16 protein-coding genes are annotated in these 17,603 nt (G+C 59.9%); 6 read left to right on the top strand and 10 right to left on the bottom strand.

Annotated features, from left to right (window positions below):
• Positions 1-470: tripartite tricarboxylate transporter permease (locus B3187_RS06950; RefSeq protein WP_286805355.1), on the top strand; the 470-nt coding region annotated here is incomplete at its 5' end.
• Positions 467-1,999, top strand: a complete 1,533-nt coding sequence (locus B3187_RS06945; protein ID WP_286805353.1) for an aldehyde dehydrogenase (NADP(+)) — start codon at positions 467-469, stop codon at positions 1,997-1,999. The genes B3187_RS06950 and B3187_RS06945, both read left to right, overlap by 4 nt.
• 181 nt (positions 2,000-2,180) lie before the next feature.
• Here B3187_RS06945 and B3187_RS06940 read toward each other — a convergent pair whose 3' ends face one another.
• The 3 genes from B3187_RS06940 to B3187_RS06930 form a co-directional block, all read right to left on the bottom strand.
• Positions 2,181-3,551, bottom strand: a complete 1,371-nt coding sequence (locus B3187_RS06940; RefSeq protein ID WP_286805352.1) for a glycoside hydrolase family 28 protein — start codon at positions 3,549-3,551, stop codon at positions 2,181-2,183.
• A gap of 92 nt (positions 3,552-3,643) precedes the next feature.
• Complete coding sequence (locus B3187_RS06935; RefSeq protein WP_286805350.1) at positions 3,644-4,888, bottom strand: glycoside hydrolase family 88/105 protein; 1,245 nt, start codon at positions 4,886-4,888, stop codon at positions 3,644-3,646.
• A 143-nt stretch (positions 4,889-5,031) separates the two neighbouring features.
• A complete protein-coding gene (locus B3187_RS06930) occupies positions 5,032-6,462 on the bottom strand; it encodes a Gfo/Idh/MocA family protein (protein WP_286805347.1) in 1,431 nt (476 codons plus the stop codon).
• Positions 6,463-6,642: 180 nt separating this feature from the next.
• Between B3187_RS06930 and B3187_RS06925 the strand changes: the two genes are divergently transcribed.
• Both B3187_RS06925 and coq7 read left to right on the top strand, forming a co-directional pair.
• Positions 6,643-7,368 (top strand): hypothetical protein, encoded by a 726-nt coding sequence (locus B3187_RS06925; RefSeq protein ID WP_286805345.1) that lies wholly within the window; start codon positions 6,643-6,645, stop codon positions 7,366-7,368.
• Between the two features lie 87 nt (positions 7,369-7,455).
• Positions 7,456-8,100, top strand: coding sequence for a 2-polyprenyl-3-methyl-6-methoxy-1,4-benzoquinone monooxygenase (coq7, locus tag B3187_RS06920; RefSeq protein ID WP_286805343.1), 645 nt, complete (start codon positions 7,456-7,458; stop codon positions 8,098-8,100).
• 247 nt (positions 8,101-8,347) lie between these two features.
• Here coq7 and B3187_RS06915 read toward each other — a convergent pair whose 3' ends face one another.
• Complete coding sequence (locus tag B3187_RS06915) at positions 8,348-8,770, bottom strand: OsmC family protein (protein WP_123638040.1); 423 nt, start codon at positions 8,768-8,770, stop codon at positions 8,348-8,350.
• 276 nt (positions 8,771-9,046) lie between these two features.
• Between B3187_RS06915 and crp the strand changes: the two genes are divergently transcribed.
• Positions 9,047-9,682 (top strand): cAMP-activated global transcriptional regulator CRP, encoded by a 636-nt coding sequence (gene crp / locus B3187_RS06910; RefSeq protein WP_024460962.1) that lies wholly within the window; start codon positions 9,047-9,049, stop codon positions 9,680-9,682.
• Positions 9,683-9,809: 127 nt separating this feature from the next.
• Here the strand turns inward: crp and trpC are convergent, their stop codons facing one another.
• From trpC to rpe, 5 genes are all read right to left on the bottom strand, one after another.
• Complete coding sequence (trpC, locus tag B3187_RS06905) at positions 9,810-10,607, bottom strand: indole-3-glycerol phosphate synthase TrpC (RefSeq protein WP_123638041.1); 798 nt, start codon at positions 10,605-10,607, stop codon at positions 9,810-9,812.
• Positions 10,608-10,642: 35 nt separating this feature from the next.
• Positions 10,643-11,683: an anthranilate phosphoribosyltransferase gene (gene trpD, locus B3187_RS06900; RefSeq protein ID WP_286805338.1), complete on the bottom strand. Its 1,041-nt coding sequence runs from the start codon at positions 11,681-11,683 to the stop codon at positions 10,643-10,645.
• 158 nt (positions 11,684-11,841) lie between these two features.
• The gene (locus tag B3187_RS06895; RefSeq protein ID WP_123638042.1) at positions 11,842-12,420 is read right to left on the bottom strand and encodes an anthranilate synthase component II; all 579 of its coding nucleotides are present in this window, start codon (positions 12,418-12,420) and stop codon (positions 11,842-11,844) included.
• Positions 12,417-13,940: an anthranilate synthase component I gene (gene trpE / locus B3187_RS06890; protein WP_286805335.1), complete on the bottom strand. Its 1,524-nt coding sequence runs from the start codon at positions 13,938-13,940 to the stop codon at positions 12,417-12,419. Before trpE ends, B3187_RS06895 begins: the two co-directional genes overlap by 4 nt.
• A gap of 305 nt (positions 13,941-14,245) precedes the next feature.
• Positions 14,246-14,926 (bottom strand): ribulose-phosphate 3-epimerase, encoded by a 681-nt coding sequence (rpe, locus tag B3187_RS06885; protein ID WP_123638044.1) that lies wholly within the window; start codon positions 14,924-14,926, stop codon positions 14,246-14,248.
• Positions 14,927-15,026: 100 nt separating this feature from the next.
• Between rpe and B3187_RS06880 the strand changes: the two genes are divergently transcribed.
• On the top strand, positions 15,027-16,187 hold the full coding sequence (locus tag B3187_RS06880) for a DUF3530 family protein (RefSeq protein ID WP_286805333.1): 1,161 nt from the start codon (positions 15,027-15,029) through the stop codon (positions 16,185-16,187).
• A gap of 27 nt (positions 16,188-16,214) precedes the next feature.
• On the opposite strand, the gene B3187_RS06875 is transcribed toward B3187_RS06880, so the two are convergent.
• Complete coding sequence (locus B3187_RS06875) at positions 16,215-17,411, bottom strand: aromatic amino acid transaminase (RefSeq protein ID WP_286805332.1); 1,197 nt, start codon at positions 17,409-17,411, stop codon at positions 16,215-16,217.
• Positions 17,412-17,603: the final 192 nt, after the last annotated feature.

The raw sequence follows: 17,603 nt of genomic DNA, 5'->3' as shown, positions 1-17,603 counted from the left end.
TGCAGCCGGGCCCCCTGCTGTTTACCGACAATCCCGACATCGTCGGTATCATCTACGCCGCTTTCTTTATTGCCTGCACCCTGACATTGCTGTTCCAGTTGGCGACCCTGAGAATTTTCCCTCGGGTGCTGTTGATGCCGCGCCGCTATTTACTGCCCGCCATTACCGTCCTGGCGGTGGTGGGCGCCTACGCGGCGGACAATAACCCGTTTGATATTGGCGTAATGCTCGCTTTCGGGGTGCTGGGTTTTGTTCTGGAAAAATACCGCTACCCGCTCAGCCCCATGGTGCTCGGCTTTATCCTCGGACCCATTCTGGAAACCAACCTGCGCCGGGCCCTGATGCTCACCGACGGCCAGGTATTACCCATGGTGACCCAACCGGTGGCCGCCGGCTTTCTGGTGGTTGCTCTGGCCATTCTGATTATTTCACTTATCCCACACATTCGTCGCAAACAGGTGTCAACATGAAACTGACCGGACAGGCTTTTATCGGTGCCACCCGGGTCGCGGGACAGGGCGATGCTCTGCAGGCCATCGACCCGGCCAACAACACACCCCTCGACCCGGTGTACGCCAGCAACCAAACGCGGGACGTCGACCGCGCCTGCGAGCTCGCGCAGCAAGCGTTCAGACCTTACCGTAAAACCGACTCAGAGACACGCGCCCGTTTTCTGGAGACCATCGCAGAGAACATTCTCGAACTCGGTGACGCCCTGATCGAGCGGGCGATGGCCGAAACCGGCTTACCCCGGCCGAGACTGGAAGGCGAGCGGGGTCGCGCCGTCAACCAGTTGAAACTGTTTGCCGAGGTGCTGCGCAAAGGCCTTTGGCTCGGCATTGAGCATGATCCGGCACTTGGGGAACGCACCCCGCCGCGCCCGGACCTGCGCTCGCGCAATATTCCCGTGGGCCCGGTGGTCGTATTCGGTGCGAGCAATTTCCCGCTGGCGTTTTCGGTCGCCGGCGGTGACACCGCCTCGGCACTGGCCGCCGGTTGCCCGGTGATCGTCAAGGCCCACCCGGCTCACCCCGGCACCTCGGAGCTGGTCGGACAGGCCCTTCAGCGGGCCGTTCAACAATGCGGTCTGGACGAAGGCGTGTTCTCCATGCTGTTCGATGCCGGTCACAACGTCGGCGCCGCGCTGGTAAGCCATCCGGCCATCAAAGCGGTCGGGTTCACCGGATCGCGCAAGGGCGGAACGGCCCTAATGGCCATTGCCGCCGCGCGTCCGGAGCCCATCCCGGTGTATGCGGAAATGAGCAGTATCAACCCGCTGTTTCTGCTCACGGATGCGCTGGAAGCCGACCCCGAGGCTCTGGCCGAACAGTATGTGGATTCCCTGCAGATGGGCGCGGGGCAGTTCTGCACCAACCCGGGCCTGCTGATTGCCCGCACTGGCCCGGCACTGGATCGCTTTATTGTCCGGGCCACTGAAAAGCTGCAGGGCTCCCAGGGGCAGACCATGCTGACCCCGGGCATCGCCCAGGCGTACAACTCCGGTCTTACGTCTCTGGCTGAGCAGCCGGGGGTGGAGCTGATTGCCCGCGCGCCCGACGTTCAGAACCCCAACCAATGTCAGAGCGCCCTGCTCGGTACGCGGGCAGAGCAGTTTCTGACACAGCCGGAACTTCAATCAGAAGTGTTTGGTTCAGCGGCCTTGTTGGTGCAATGTGACAGCGATGCACAGATGCTGGCCATCGCCGAAGGATTGGAAGGACAACTGACGGCGGGACTGCACTTGACCGATCAAACCGATAGTGCATTGGCGGCCGAGCTGATCGACCGGCTGGAAACCAAGGCCGGTCGATTGCTGATCAATGGTTTTCCTACCGGAGTCGAGGTGTGCAGCGCCATGGTGCACGGCGGTCCCTATCCCGCCACCTCGGACGGGCGCACCACTTCAGTGGGCACCCGGGCGATTAACCGTTTTCTGCGGCCGGTTTGTTATCAGAATTTTCCGGAGGCTCTGTTGCCGCTTGAACTTCGGGGTGTTTAACGTCGAATGGGTCGGGACGTTCCTACGCATTGGCGCGAAGCGTGATCCGACACCACACAGCTGTTCTTGTCGGATTACGCTTCGCTAATCCGACCTATGTCGACCGCGGAGTGCACTCACGGCTTTCCGGAATGAAAAAGGCGGGCCAAGGCCCGCCTTTTTCATTCCGCTCAACGGATGTTCATTTCCAGTCGAGCTGACCGTTTACCCGGTTGCCATTGATTTCGACATTGTCGAACACCAGGTTCTGGACATTGTCGAGAACAAAGAGGTCATCGGCTTTCTTGATGGTGATATTGCGCAGTGTCACGTCCTGCAGCGGATAACCTTCGGGCGCGTACACCTCCAGCACACTGCCGGTGGATTCCACGGTAATGTCTTCGAATACCAGGTCGCGATAGACTGTCGGATAGTTGCCACCCAGCTCACCGGGATAGTTCAACTGAAACCAGAACAGTTGATCAAAGGACTCAATGGTCATGTTGCGCACCCGGATATGCTCGGCCACACCACCACGATCCAGGTTGGCTTTGAAGCGCACCGCCGCCTTTCCGCTGCGCAGAATGTTATCGGTAAAGTAGACGTGGCGAATACCGCCGGACATTTCGCTGCCCAGGGCTATGCCATCTTCGCCTCCCATGTCATTGTTACGTACCACCACATACTCACTGGGGCGGCCGACCTGGCGGCCATCGTAGTCCCGACCGGATTTGATCACCACCGAATCGTCCCCGGTGCGGAAGAAATTGTTCTCCACAATCACATAGCGACTGGAGTCCACATCAATCCCATCGTTGTTCGGGAACATGCTGTCCACTTTCAGGCCGCGCACAATGGCGTGATCGGTATAGACCAGGTGGTTGATCCAGAAGGGTGAGTTTTTGATGGTGTAGTCTTCCAGCAGCACTCGCTGGGCGTCGACAATCTGCAGCATGCTCGGGCGCAGGAAGTGCCCCTCGGCAAACTGACGCTCTTCCACCGGGTTGCCTGCGGCGCCCATGGCTCGAAGCGCGTCCATATCCGGGCGCTGCTTGTCGTACCAGGGATGAAACTCGCTGTCTTCGTTGCCGTCCAGTGTACCTTTGCCGGTCACGGCCACATCCTGTACCTGATAGGCGTAAATCAGAGGCGAGTAGCCATACATTTCGGTCCCTTCCCAACGGGTCAGCACGGCGGGCAGGTAATCTTCCGGCTCGGGACTGAACAACAGCGTGGCCCCTTCGCTGATGTGCAGATTGATCCGGCTTTTCAGATGAATCGGACCGTGACTCTCCCATTTGCCCTCGGGAATGATGACCCGGCCACCGCCGTCCGCACTGGCCTGTTCGATTGCCGCCATGATTGCCGGGCGGGCATCGCTGCGTTTGGCATCGAAGTCGGTGATCAGATAATCGCGATTGGGAATATTCGGTGGCTGGACCGCCTGGACAATTTCAGAGGCTTTATTCCAGTCCGCCTGGGTGTCATCGTGGCTGTCCAGCGCCTGGCTCAGGGATGCCGAGGTGGCCAGCACCGCGGCAAGCCCCCAGCGGAACAATGGGTTGATGGTCATAGGATCCTCACTACTGCTGAGTTGTTGTCATGATTTATAGAGGCGCTCTCACACGCCCCGACTATTGAAAAGCAAGTCTCGTCCGAACGCAATCAGCGGTCAAGCTCCAGTGCGGCGAGAATAAACGGACCGGTACCATGAGGGTCGTTCACGCGAATCGCCTCACCCACATAGTACTCGAAGGTTCCCGGCCGATAGGGGTCATTACCCAGGCCGGCGCTGCCACAGATCTGGGTCAGATGGATCTCGCCATTGGCTTCCACGTCCACCAGTTCCTGAATCAGGCCGTCGAAACCCCGTTCGGCCACCGCCTGGAACTTCTCCGGCAAGTAGCCCATGCGCACGCCCTTGGCCATGGCGTAGACGAACATGGAGGAACCGGAGGCTTCCAGATAGTTACCATAGCGATCGCCCTGATCCGTCACCTGATACCAGAGGCCAGACTCGTGTTGCACCTTCTCCAATGCCACCACCAGACGATTGAGAATATCGATCAGCGCCTGACGGTCGGGGTGGTCTTCGGGGAAGAAGTCCAGGGTATCCACCAGCGCCATGGCGTACCAGCCCATGGCCCGGGACCAGAAGTGCTCGGAAAGGCCCGTCTCATCATCGGCCCAGGTCTGGAGGGTACTTTCGTCCCAACCGTGGTACAGCAGCCCACTCTCCAGATCGCGGGTTTTGGATTCAATCAGTTTGAACTGATGGGCGATATCGGAAAAACTCTCGTCGGAGTCTTCAAAGGTGGCTGCGTACTGGGCCCAGTATGCCGCGCCCATGTACAGACCATCGAGCCACATCTGCCAGGGGTAGATGCGCTTGTGCCACAGGCCGCCGGAACGGGTGCGCGGCTGCCAGTCCAGCTGCTTGCGCAGGGTCTGCATGGCCGTCAGGTAACGTTCGTCCTGGTATTTTTCATACAGCAGGAACAACAATTTGCCCGCATTGACATCGTCAATATTGAAGTCCCAGATGTGATAGTTCTTGATCTGGCCCTGATCATCAATCAACTGATCCACATACACTTTCCCGTATTGCAGATAGCGGTCATCGCCGGTGCGCTCATAGGCTTTCTGCATTGAGTACAAGGTTAATCCATAGGTGTAAGCCCACTGAGGAGAATCCAGCAGTTTGTAGTCACGCATGGCCCAGGCTTCCGGGCTGCGTTTGATGATAGACAACGCCATTCGGTCCGACCACTTGCCGTCTTGCGGCACAGTGACGGTCGACTCGCCGGTCTGGGCGCTGGCACACCCCATGGTCAGACTGACCAGTGCCAATACCATCAACGGGAATCGGATGCCAAGCTTGATCCAACGGCATATTGGGTTGATCAACATGTCTCTCTCCTATCGTTATATGAAGTGGTTATGTATGCGGGTTGAGCAAAACGCTATCCAACGATTAAAAAAAGGCGCTGCCGACGTAGGTCCGGACAGCGCCAAGCTGGAGGCAAACGGTACACCAGGAAAACTTATCTCACTCAGGCCTTCATGCGTTTGACCTGAGGCTTGAGGTCGGTCAGCTCTTCGATTTTCACCGGCCGTCCCTCGTCAATACTCTTTCGCGCCGCCACGCCGATCAGCACCGACATGGCACCATCGCGAAAGTTGGCCTTCTGACCGAAATTACGCTCGGGTGGAATTCCCTTGAACACATGGGCATTGAGAATCGGGTCACCGCCCCAGTGCGCTTTGCGAATATAGGGCAACTCAATACGCTGGTAGTCACCAAAGTTTTTGGCGATGATCAATTCGTGTCGACCCTCTTCGCGGGTGCTGTGACTGGTCAGCCCCATTTCCTTTTCATACACCTTGGATTGATCGGTTTCCTGCTCTTCCAACCAGGGGATGCCTTCCCAGGTTTCCACCCGGCCATGCTTACCGTTCAGCGCCAGACGAAAGCCTTCAAATGGCGAATAAGTGGTCAGCGAGTAATTGACGATAACGTTGTTCGCGTAGCGCACCTGCACGCTCATCTTGTCGAAAATGTCGATTTCTTCGCGCCACAGGCAATTGTCGCGGATGTATCCGTCGTGGTGCTCATTTTCAACGTAGAGCTTGGTGGCCAGCTCGTCTTTGGTGATGTCCCAGTAGTAATCGCATTTTTTCTGATGCGGGCACTCCCGGCAGTTTTTACCCCGGAAGTCATTATTGTGGCCGTAGTGCTCCAGCGCACCGTAGGCGGATACCTCTACCGGGTCGGATTCGATAAACCAGTTCAGCAGGTCAAAATGGTGGGCCGACTTGTGCAACAGCAGCGTACCGCCCTTTTCGCGCAGACCGTGCCAGCGTCGGAAGTAAGAGGCACCGTGGTAGGTATTCAGATACCAGTTGAAGTCCACCGACACCACATCACCGATCTCCTTGCGATCAAGCACCTCCTTGAGCGAGGTGAACATATGGCCATAGCGGTAGTTGAAGCTCATGATCAGCTCGGCGTCGGAACGTTCCACCGCTTTCTGGATGGCGGTACATTTGTGCTCATCCGTGGTCATGGGCTTTTCGGTGATGACATTGATATTGCGATCCAACGCCTTGACGATGATCTCATCGTGACTGGCATCGTCGGTGGTCACCATCACCATGTCGATGGGGCCGCTGTCGAGCAGGGCATCAATGTCGGTAAAGGTAGGGCAATCGACCCCGATATAGTCTTGGGCGAACTGCAGGCGGCCCGGGTTGGTATCGCACAGGCCAACAAATTCCACGGCGTCGGAAAAGCCCTGCACGAGATCGCGCCCCCAGAAGCGGATGCCCCGGATGCCGGTACCGACTAGGGCCACGCGCATCTTGCGGCTGGCTTTCTCCGCCATGGCGCCAGCACTGGACGACACGAGCGCTGTTCCCGCCAGGATCTGGCCACTGCCGCGCAGGAAGGCACGACGATCAATCAAGCTGGTTGATTTGCTCATAGTTCTCTCGCTTTATTGTTATCTTGAAGACTCTCACGGCCAAAATGATTGCGCAATCACTCAGGATTTGCAAGTAAAAAAGTGAAAAGTTGCTTTTGTGTGATATTTGCCGCCAAAATGGCGGCCAGAAACGTCTGGGGTGGGTCACACCTGGACCGAGCCGCCCACACTGGAGGGACCATGACAAGCCGACACCGACGTTGCCATCACGCCCTGTTGCTACTGGGCTGGCTACTACTCTCCTCCCACGTCATCGCAGAGCCCCGCCCCAAGATCGTGTTTTCCTGCTGGATTCCAGAAACCGTGCCCCTGCATCAGCGGGTGAACACCCTGTTCTCCGAGTCCTTCGATGCCCTGGGCTACGATTTCGGCATGCATTACCGCCCCAACCAGCGCTCCTTGATGGAGGCCAACGCAGGCATCAGTGACGGCGACTGCGCCCGGACGCTGGATTACCGCGACAATAATCCTGAAAGCAGCCTGATCCGCATTGACGTGCTGCTGGCGCGAACCTCCATGGAGGCCTGGAGCCGCAATCCGGAACTCACCCTGAACACCGAACAGGACCTGACCCGTGAATCCCTGCGCATCGGCTATGTGCGGGGTCATGTCGTGATCAAGGAGTTGATGCAGCGCCACGAGCTGCCAAACGTGATCTCGGTAACCAGCACCGAACATGGGTTGAAGATGGTCAGTGCCGGACGGCTGGACCTGTTTATCGGCACCTCCGTATCAACGCGGCAGGAAATGCAGCAGATCGAGCTGACCCAGCCCATCTACTCGGCCGGCCATGTTCTGGAGATTGAGGGATATGCTTACCTGAACGAGGCACACCGCGCACTGCTGCCGTCACTGGAGCGGGAACTGCGCGAGCGACTGCCCACCGATGGCTGGCAGTTCGAGTGACCCGATCAACGCTGGGCAGGCCATTTCATCCGCGAGTACAATAGCCGCGTATACCCCTCTGAATCAGACCCGAACAAGGCAATCACCATGACACAGCGAGCCCTGTCCCGACTGGACCAACTGATTATCGGCATCGACCGGGTGGTACGCACCCTGGCGGACACGCCGGGAGAAGAGCGTCGCCCCTCCCCCGCTCGGGACCTGCCAAAATCCGAGCTGGATGACGCCGAGCGCCGCCACGCCGCAGGCCTGATGCGGGTAAACCACTCCGGCGAAGTCTGCGCCCAGGCGCTTTACCAGGGCCAAGCCCTGACCGCCAAGCTGCCCCAGGTACGCGCGGAAATGGAACATGCCGCCGAGGAGGAAATTGATCACCTGGTCTGGTGCCGACAACGGTTGGACGACCTGAACAGCCATACCAGCTACCTGAACCCGCTGTGGTACGGCCTGTCCTTCGCATTGGGGTCGGGGGCTGGTCTGGTCAGTGACCGGGTCAGCCTGGGGTTTGTGGCAGCGACCGAGGAGCGCGTGTGTCAGCACCTGCAAACACACCTGGAGCAGTTACCCGAAACCGACCGGCAGAGCCGGGCGGTGGTGCAACAGATGCTGACCGACGAAGCCAAACACGCCCAGACCGCCCTCGCCGCCGGCGGCCTGGATTTCCCGGCACCGGTAAAAACGGCGATGAGTCTCGTAGCCAGGGCGATGACCGCTTCCAGCTATAGGCTTTGAGACAAACCTTAATCGGTGGATGACGCCGCAGTGCGGCTTATCCACCCTACGCGACGATTGGCACTGAGGGACGGGAAGGGGAAGCCCTTTCAAGACCGTAGAGCGGGGGACCCGCGATCCGAGCCCCCAGGGACGGGTTTACGGCGTGTCTTGAAAGGGCTTCCCCTTCCCGGCCCGGACGAGACAACAACCTCCCAGGGTGGATAAGCCGTACCGCGGCGTCATCCACCACAGTATGTGAAAGTATTTACTCCGCGTCGCGGATTTCGTAATCATGGGTGATTTCCACGCCCGCCGCTTCCAGCATGATCGACGCGGAACAGTACTTGGTGGCCGACAGTTCCACCGCGCGCTTGACGTGCGCTTCCTTGAGATCCTTACCGGTCACCACAAAGTGCAGGTGGATTTTGGTGAAGGGTGACGGCACGCCATCGGCCCGCTCAGCGTCCATATCCACATAGCAGTCCGTGACCTTCTGGCGGGACTTGCCCAGGATGCTCATCACATCAAAAGAAGAGCAGCCGCCGAGCCCGAGTAGCAACATCTCCATCGGGCGCACACCGGTGTTGCGGCCGCCATGATCCGGCGGGCCGTCCATCAGTACGGTATGACCACTACCGGATTCACCCAGAAACTGGGCGCCATCTATCCACTTTACCTTACCTTTCATGCAACCTACCTCGCCGTAACCTGTGGGCCTGATATCAATGGCGCAGAAGGTTACCATAACCACTCCAAAAACCCATCACCGACGTCTACCTGTCGCCCCTTTCATCCTTCACCAGCCTTCTGCGAGGTTCTACTGGACATGAAGGCGCCTTGGGCTTATAACTGGTTCACAAACTTGCTAGCATGTAATCGGTGCCAACTGGCAAGGGCTCGCGTTTAGGTTCATAATGCCCGCCGTTAACCCATTGATAACTCAGAAAAAAGCAGGAGCTGCACCTTGGTCGCCGTATCCTTGACACCCCACATTACCCATGTGGACGAGTTTCTCAGCCATTGCCATCGCCGCCGTTACCCGGCCAAAAGCACCATTATTTACGCTGGGGACAAGAGCGATTCTCTCTACTATATTGTGCGCGGTTCGGTCACGGTTCTGATTGAGGACGATGAAGGCCGGGAAATGATTGTCGCTTATCTCAACGACGGAGATTTCTTCGGCGAAATGGGCCTGTTTGATCAGGAAGACTCGCGCAGCGCCTGGGTACGAGCGAAAACGGAATGCGAAGTGGCTGAAATCAGCTACAGCAAATTCCAGGAGATCGCCGGTGAGAACCCGGAGTTCGTTTTCGCTCTGAGCAGCCAGATGGCCCGCCGTCTGCGCGCCACCACCCGCAAGGTGGGGGACCTCGCGTTTCTGGACGTTACCGGCCGGGTGGCCCGGACGCTACTGGACCTGTGTAAGGAGCCGGACGCCATCACCCACCCGGATGGCATGCAGATCAAGATCACCCGCCAGGAGATTGGCCGGATTGTGGGCTGCTCCCGGGAGATGGTCGGTCGGGTACTGAAGACTCTGGAAGATCAGGGATTGGTGGAAGTGCGCGGCAAAACCATGGTGGTTTACGGAACGCGGTAGCGGCCTGGGCAGACTGTGTGGGGATGTCGGATTACGCTTTCGCTAATCCGACCTACCAGGAAGCTCGATCAAATCCCACAGTATCCGTAGGTCGGGTTAGCGCGCAGCGCGTAACCCGACGCATCACTCAATTGAAAAACCGCGCCAGGGCCTCACCTGGATCATCGGCGCGCATGAACGCTTCGCCCACCAGAAAGCTGTGCACGTGGCGGCGGCGCATTTCCCATACGTCGTCCGGCGACAGAATCCCACTCTCTGTGACTACTATGCGTTCGCTATCGATGGCGGGCAGCAGATCGTAGGTGGTCTTCAGGTCCACCTCAAAGGTGTGCAGGTTACGGTTGTTGATACCAATCAGTTTGTTGGGGAGCTCCAGCGCCAACTCCAGCTCGGCCAGATTGTGCACCTCCACCAGAACATCCAGCCCAAGCTCCAGAGCCAAGGTGTTCAGCGCGCGCATCTGGCTGGGTTCCAGTGCTGCGGCAATCAGCAATATGCAGTCCGCCCCCAGCGCTCGCGCCTCATAGACCTGATACTCATCGACGATGAAGTCCTTCCGGATCACCGGCAGGCTCACCGCCTCACGGGCCTGTTGCAGGTAGGCATCGGCGCCCTGGAAAAAATCCACATCGGTCAATACCGACAGGCAGGTGGCACCGCCCCGCTCGTAGCTGCGAGCCAACTCGGCCGGTTCAAAGTGCTCCCTGATAACCCCCTTACTCGGCGACGCCTTCTTGATTTCGGCGATCACCGCCGCCTGCCCATCGGCAATCCGGTTGGCAATGGCCTGAACAAATCCGCGAGTTTCCGGCGCCTGCACCAGGCTCTGACGCAACTCATCGAGAGAGCGTTGCTGTTTGCGCTCGGCCACTTCCTCGTGCTTGCGGGCAATAATTTTGCGCAGCACCGTCGGGGTGTCACTCACGGGTCAATCCTCTTGGTTCATATTTAATTCGGTGTTCAGTTGTCGCTTTTGAAGCACTGGGTAAAGGCCGCCAGTTCGCGAATCTTTTCGCCGGCCAGGCTGCTGCCAATGGCATCCCGCGCCAATTCCACCCCTTCTTCCAGGCTTTCCGCCACGCCGCTGACGTAAATCGCGGCACCGGCGTTCAGGGTGATAATATCCGCCGCTTTCTCGGCGTACTGCCCGCGCCGGTTGCCCAGCGCGTCTTTGATCAGCGCCAGAGACTCCTCGGCGTTGGTCACGCCCAGGCCAATCAGACTTTTACTCTGAATGCCAAAGTCTTCCGGCTTGATCTCGTATTCGGTGACCTTTCCGTCTTTCAGTTCGGCCACGTGGGTTTCAGAGGCCAGGCTGATCTCATCGAGACCATCTTTGGCGTGAACCACCATCACATGCTCGCTGCCCAGGCGATGCAGCACCTCGGCCATGGGGCGACACAGTTCGCCATTGAACACACCAATCACCTGGCGGCGCACATTGGCAGGGTTGGTCATGGGGCCGAGCATGTTGAAGATGGTGCGCAGGCCCAGCTCTTTGCGCGGGCCAACGGCAAACTTCATGGCGCCGTGATGCACCGGAGCAAACATGAAGCCCACGCCGATCTCACGGACGCAGCGGGCCACTTCCTCCGGGGAAATATTCAGATTGATACCGGCTTCTTCCAGCACATCCGCGCTGCCGGTGGAGCTCGATACCGAGCGGTTGCCGTGCTTGGCCACCCGGCCGCCGGCCGCGGCCACCACAAAGGCACTGGCGGTGGACACATTGAACAGGTTGGCCCCGTCGCCGCCAGTGCCGCAGGTATCCACCAGGAAGTCGGCTTCAATATCGACGCTCTGTGCCAGCTCGCGCATAGCCATGGCGGCGCCGGTGATCTCGTCCAGCGTCTCACCTTTCATACGCAGGCCGATCAGAAACCCTCCGATCTGCGCCTCCGTGGCAGCACCGGTCATAATCTCTTTCATGACCGAGGTCATTTCTTCGGTACTCAAATCAATCTTCTCGACCACTCGGGTCAAGGCTTGTTTGATGTCCATGTGTTTCTCCCGTTTATTATCGTGAGTCGTTTTTGTCGCACTCTCTCACTCACTCCCCAGGGGCGAACACTCGGTCAGCCGGGCGCAATTCTTGTTGTAAGTTGGGTCTGGCGATCCCTCGCGAACGATTTACGCGACCTGATTCTGACACGAGTCATTCAGTCGCGCAAAAAATTATTCAACAATTCGTGTCCCTGCTCGGTCAGGATCGACTCGGGGTGGAACTGTACGCCCTCCACCGCCAGAGTCTTGTGGCGCACCCCCATGATTTCGGCCGGCTGACCCTGGTCATTCTGGGTCCAGGCGGTGACTTCCAGACACTCTGGCAGAGTGTTCCGGTCGATCACCAGCGAGTGATAGCGGGTGGCCTGTAAGGGGTTGTTCAGTCCGCGAAACACCCCTTTATCCGCGTGAAAAACCGGCGAGGTTTTGCCGTGCATCACCTGGGGTGCCCGGATCACATCACCGCCGAAGGCCTGACCGATGGCCTGATGGCCCAGGCAGATGCCGAGCAGCGGTACTTTGCCGGCAAACGCCTTGATTACCGCCAGGGATACCCCCGCCTCGTTGGGAGTACAGGGCCCCGGAGAGATCACGATCTTCTCCGGCGCCAACGCCTCAACCTCTTCCACGGTGATTTCATCGTTGCGCACCACCTTCACATCGGCACCGAGTTCCGCCAGGTACTGCACCACGTTGTAGGTGAAGGAGTCGTAGTTATCAATCATCAGAATCATGGCTGCTCTCCACCTTTGGCATTCGCGCCACCTTGTGCGTCCGTTTCGGCGCCGCGATTGACCATATCGACGGCGCGGAAAATGGCGCGCGCCTTGTTCATGGTTTCTTTCCACTCCAGCTCGGGTACCGAGTCCGCCACGATGCCGCCACCGGCCTGAACGTACAGCTTGCCGTCTTTGATCACGGCGGTACGGATGGCAATGGCGGTATCCATATTGCCGTTCCAGGCGATATAACCCACAGCGCCGCCGTAGATACCGCGCTTTTCGCTTTCCAGTTCGTCGATGATTTCCATGGCGCGGATTTTCGGCGCACCGGAAAGCGTCCCCGCCGGCAGTGCCGCCCGCAGCACATCCATGGCCTCCAGACCCGGCTTGAGGCGACCGGTCACATTGGAGGTGATGTGCATAACGTGGGAGTAACGCTCCACCACCATCTTGTCGGTCAGCTTCACTGTGCCGGTTTCGGACACCCGACCGACATCGTTGCGGCCGAGATCGATCAGCATCAGATGCTCGGCAATCTCTTTGGGGTCGTTGACCAGGTCCTGCTCCATGGCCAGATCTTCTTCCGGGGTACGGCCGCGTCGGCGGGTGCCCGCAATCGGGCGCACCGTGACGGTACCGTCTTCCAGCCGGGCAAGAATTTCCGGGCTGGAGCCCACCACCTGATGGTCTCCCAGATCCAGGAAGTACATATAGGGGGACGGGTTTAAACAGCGCAGGGCGCGATAGAGATTGAGCGGCTCGGCCTGATAGTCAATGGACAGCCGCTGGGAAGGCACCACCTGCATCACGTCCCCGGCCAGGGTGTACTCCTTGATTTTCTCCACCGCCGCTTTGTAGCCCGCCTCGCCCATGTGGGAGGTGAAGCTCTGCTCCGGGCCTTCCACTTCAGGCAGACCAACTTCCGGTACCGAAGGCACTGGCGCGCGCAGCTGCGCCTCCAACTCCCGCAGGCGAGCCTGGGCTTTGGCGTAAGCGTCATCGATTTCCGGATTGGCGTGGACCACCAGAATCAGCTTACCCGACAGGTTATCGAACACCAGTACTTCGTCGGAGACCGTGAGCAGGATGTCCGGCGTACCCAGCTTGTCCGCCGGCATGGATTCCTGCAGGTGCGGCTCGACATAGCGCACGCAATCGTAACCGAAATAGCCGACCAGCCCGCCAGTAAAGCGCGGCAGGTCCGGCAAATCCGGCGCCCGGTAGCGGTGCTTGTACTCTTCCACAAACGCCAGGGGATCGGCGCACTCGAACTGCTCTTCGATCTGACCATTGCACTCCAACTGCACCCGGGAGCCAAACGCTTTCAGCACCCGGCGGGCAGGCAGGCCGATCATCGAGTAACGGCCCCACTTTTCGCCGCCCTGTACGGACTCGAAGAGATAGGAGTAGGGGCCACGGGCCAGTTTCAGGTAGGAGGACAGGGGAGTGTCCAGGTCCGCCAGCACTTCGTGCATTACCGGAATGCGGTTATAGCCTTCCGAGGCCAGCCGGGAAAATTGTTCTGGAGTCATGCTTATACCTTTAGTTTTGCATCACCACCGCTCACGCCGTGTCGCCGGTGCAGTCAAATCATGAACGGTTGTATTCGAAACAGCAGCACGCCAACGTCGAGTAACGTGCCGAGACAGCGAGGGCCCGGCTCAGGCCTTGGGGGCCAACACCAGGCAACAGAAAGCTAGCCACGCCATCGGGCGGGGTGTTTAGCGGGGATGTGCAAATATAAGCCTGACGAGATCAACGTGCTTCTCCTCAATACGTCGTGAGCCTGAGTTTACTCAAAACCGGCGCCGGGGGCCAGCCCCGGCGGGGATGAATCTCACACTTCGGCCAATTGCTGGCGCATCTGTCCGATCACATCGGCGTAGTCCGGCGCGTTGAAAATGGCGGAGCCGGCCACGAAGGTATCGGCACCGGCCTCGGCCACGGACTTGAGGGTTTCCAGGTTGACGCCACCATCCACTTCCAGGCGAATGTCACGACCACTGGCATCAATCAGTGCCCGGGCCTCGCGCAGCTTGTCCAGGGTCGCGGGAATGAACTTCTGTCCGCCGAAGCCGGGGTTCACCGACATCAGCAGCAGCATATCCAGACGCTGCACCACGTGTTTGATCAAATCCAGACTGGAGGCCGGATTGAGCACCAGCCCGGCCTTACAGCCCGCGCTTTCGATCAACTGTAGCGAGCGGTCGACGTGGCGGGAGGCTTCCGGGTGAAAGGTGATATAGCTGGCGCCAGCCTCGGCAAACTGCTCAATCAGATCGTCTACCGGCTCCACCATCAAGTGCACATCAATGGGGGCGGTAATACCGTACTGGCGCAATGCCTTGCACACCATGGGCCCGAACGTCAGGTTGGGCACATAGTGGTTATCCATCACATCAAAATGAATCATGTCGCCGCCGGCGGCCAGCACCGCGTCGGCCTCTTCCCCCAGGCGGGCAAAGTCGGCGGAGAGGATCGAGGGGGCAATTTTGTAATCCCGCTTCAAGTTCTGCATAAATTGTCCGATGATGGTTGATAGAGGTTCGTGATCGTTGGAATCAGTCGGTCATTGTACCCAAAGATGCACCCCGATAGGCAGCCAACGGAAATCGCCCATGCGCCGCACTGAGTTCCCCCTCTTCCTTCGGCTTCGCTGGAGCCTGATTCTGGCCCTGCTGGTTGCTCCCGCCTGGGCCCAGGACGAGAACGCTCCGGCGCCGGGTACTGAGGGCGACGGAGAGGCGGCAGAAACCGCTGCGGAGGCAGCTCCGCCCGAACCGGAGCCGCCACAGTACGCATCGCGCCGCGACCGGGACCAGACCCTGCTGGCCGAGCGTTTCCCCGACGACACCCAGTGGCTGTCCCTGCCCGAGCCGGAAAACGAGACGCTCGCCCTTTTCCGCCCGGCGGCCGCCGAGCCCAAGGGCGCCCTATTGATGTTCTATAGCGCGGAAAACCCACCCCACTGGCCGGCCCCACTGGCCAATCTTCGTCAGGCTTTACCGCGCCACGGCTGGGCCACCTTCGCCGTCACATTACCTTTGCCGCCCAAAGCACCCGTCCCCGAGCGCCCGGAAGACACTTTGCCCAAAACTCCAGCACCAGCCACCGAGACGCCCGATGAAGAGGAGGCAACCGGTGAAGAGGCCGGTGAGCCGGACGAGGAAAACGCGCCCGCCGCCGAGCCGTCTGCCAACGATGAAGCGGAGGAGGACCTGGCGCCACCACTGCCCGACCATGAAACGCGCANNCTGATGCGCGCGGCGCTCGAGTGGGAAACGCGCATAGCGCAGCGGGTCAATGCCGCCCTGAACTGGCTCGACGCCAATGGGCAGGGCAACCTGGTGGTACTGGTGGACCCGATCAGCGCCCCAGAGGTGATGGCGGTACTGCGCCCCCAACTGGAAGCAGGGGCACAGGGCGAGCCGCCCAGTACCGGAGAAAGCCCGCTATCCGGCCCCATAAGGGCGTTGATTCTGGTCAATCAACATGGCGCCATAACGCTGGACCGAGCCGAACTGGAAACCCTGTTCGCGGTGCCTGCCCTGCCCCTTCTGGACGTGTTTCTCGGCCCCGATGCCCGCACCCGCGAGCAACAGCGTCGCCACCGGGACAGCGCGCGCCGGCTCCGTCTTGAGCACTACCAGACGCTGGTGATCGGACGCCCCGATGCTCAGGACCCGGAGGACGAACGCAGCTTCTGGGTGCGTCGCATTCAGGGTTTCATGCACCGTCAGGCCGAAGGCCGGGAGGTGCGCCTGAACCCGCCGCGCTAGCAAGCAGCGCGGCAAGTTAAGCAACACTCAGCCGCGCAGCACCTCGGCGATGGCCCGACTGACATAATCCACCTTGTCCAGATTCAACCCGGCGACGTTGATGCGGCTGTTGTCGGTCATGTAAATGCTGTAGCGATCCTTTAATTGGCCCACCTGGGCCTCGGTCAGTCCGAGAAACGAAAACATGCCCCGCTCCCGGGCGATAAAGCCAAAGTCCCGACCGGGCACCGTCGCGGCCAGCGAGCCCACCAGCGCTTCGCGCAGCGTCTGGATCCGCCCGCGCATCTCGCTCAATTCGCTCTGCCAGCGCTGGCGCAGCTCGTCGGACGCCCAGATACCCGCCACCAGAGCGCTGCCGTGAGCCGGCGGCATGGAGTAAAGCCCCCGGGCGACGCTGAGCAGCTGCGACTGCACCGCTTCGGCCCGGGCAGAATCCGCCCCAACCACCGCCAGCGCCCCGGCCCGCTCCCGATACAGGCCGAAGTTCTTGGAGAAGGACACCGCCACCAACACCTCGGGCAGTTGCTCCGCCATCCAGCGGGGCCCGAAGGCGTCGGCGTCCAGGCCTTCACCAAAGCCCTGATAGGCCATATCGATAAAGGGCACAAAACCGCGTTCACGGGCCAGCTCGGTCACCTGACGCCACTGCGCTTCGGTCAGATCCGCCCCACAGGGGTTGTGGCAGGCCGCGTGCAACAGCACCAGATCCCCGGCGGGCACTTCGGCCAACGCCGCCATCATGCCGTCGAAATCGAGCGCGTGCCGCTCGAAGTCATAATAGGGGTACTCTTTAAGCTCCAGCCCGGCGCTGCCCAGCAGCGGCACGTGATTGGCCCAGGTGGGAGTACTGACCCAGACCCGGGCGCCCTTTCTGGCCCGCTGAATGAGTTCCGCCGCCAGCCGAAGCGCACCGCAGCCACCCGGGGTCTGCACGGTCGCGACCCGGCCCGCCGCCAGTGCGGGATGCTCCGGACCAAACGCCAGCTCCCGCACCGCGTCATTCGCCCCCGGATAACCGGCCGGAGCGGTATAGGCTTTGGAGATTTCCGCTTTGAGCAGTTGCGCTTCCGCTTCATGCACCGCGGCCATCACCGGGGTGTTGCCGGACGCATCGCGATATACCCCAACGCCGAGATCCACTTTCTCCGGGTTGGGGTCGTCACGAAAGGCGATGCTCAGTCCCAGGATTGGGTCGTTGGGTAGCTTGGGTAGGGATTCGAACATGCGGGGCTCCTGAGGTTTATTGGTTGGGGGCATTATACAGAGGACAAGTTCCAAACGTGGGCGCTTCGTACAGGCTGCTCCGCCTGGGTAACCCCTTGTGAGACACGCCGTGAATACATCCGTGTAGGCTCGACACCTGCCGGCCCCCTTCGCGCTCCCGGCGCTTCGGGACACTTCCCACATCCATGTGGG

It is taken from the genome of Marinimicrobium sp. UBA4209, assembly GCF_002381585.1.
Lineage (GTDB): Bacteria > Pseudomonadota > Gammaproteobacteria > Pseudomonadales > Cellvibrionaceae > Marinimicrobium > Marinimicrobium koreense.
This window is presented reverse-complemented; position numbering and strand designations above follow the sequence as displayed.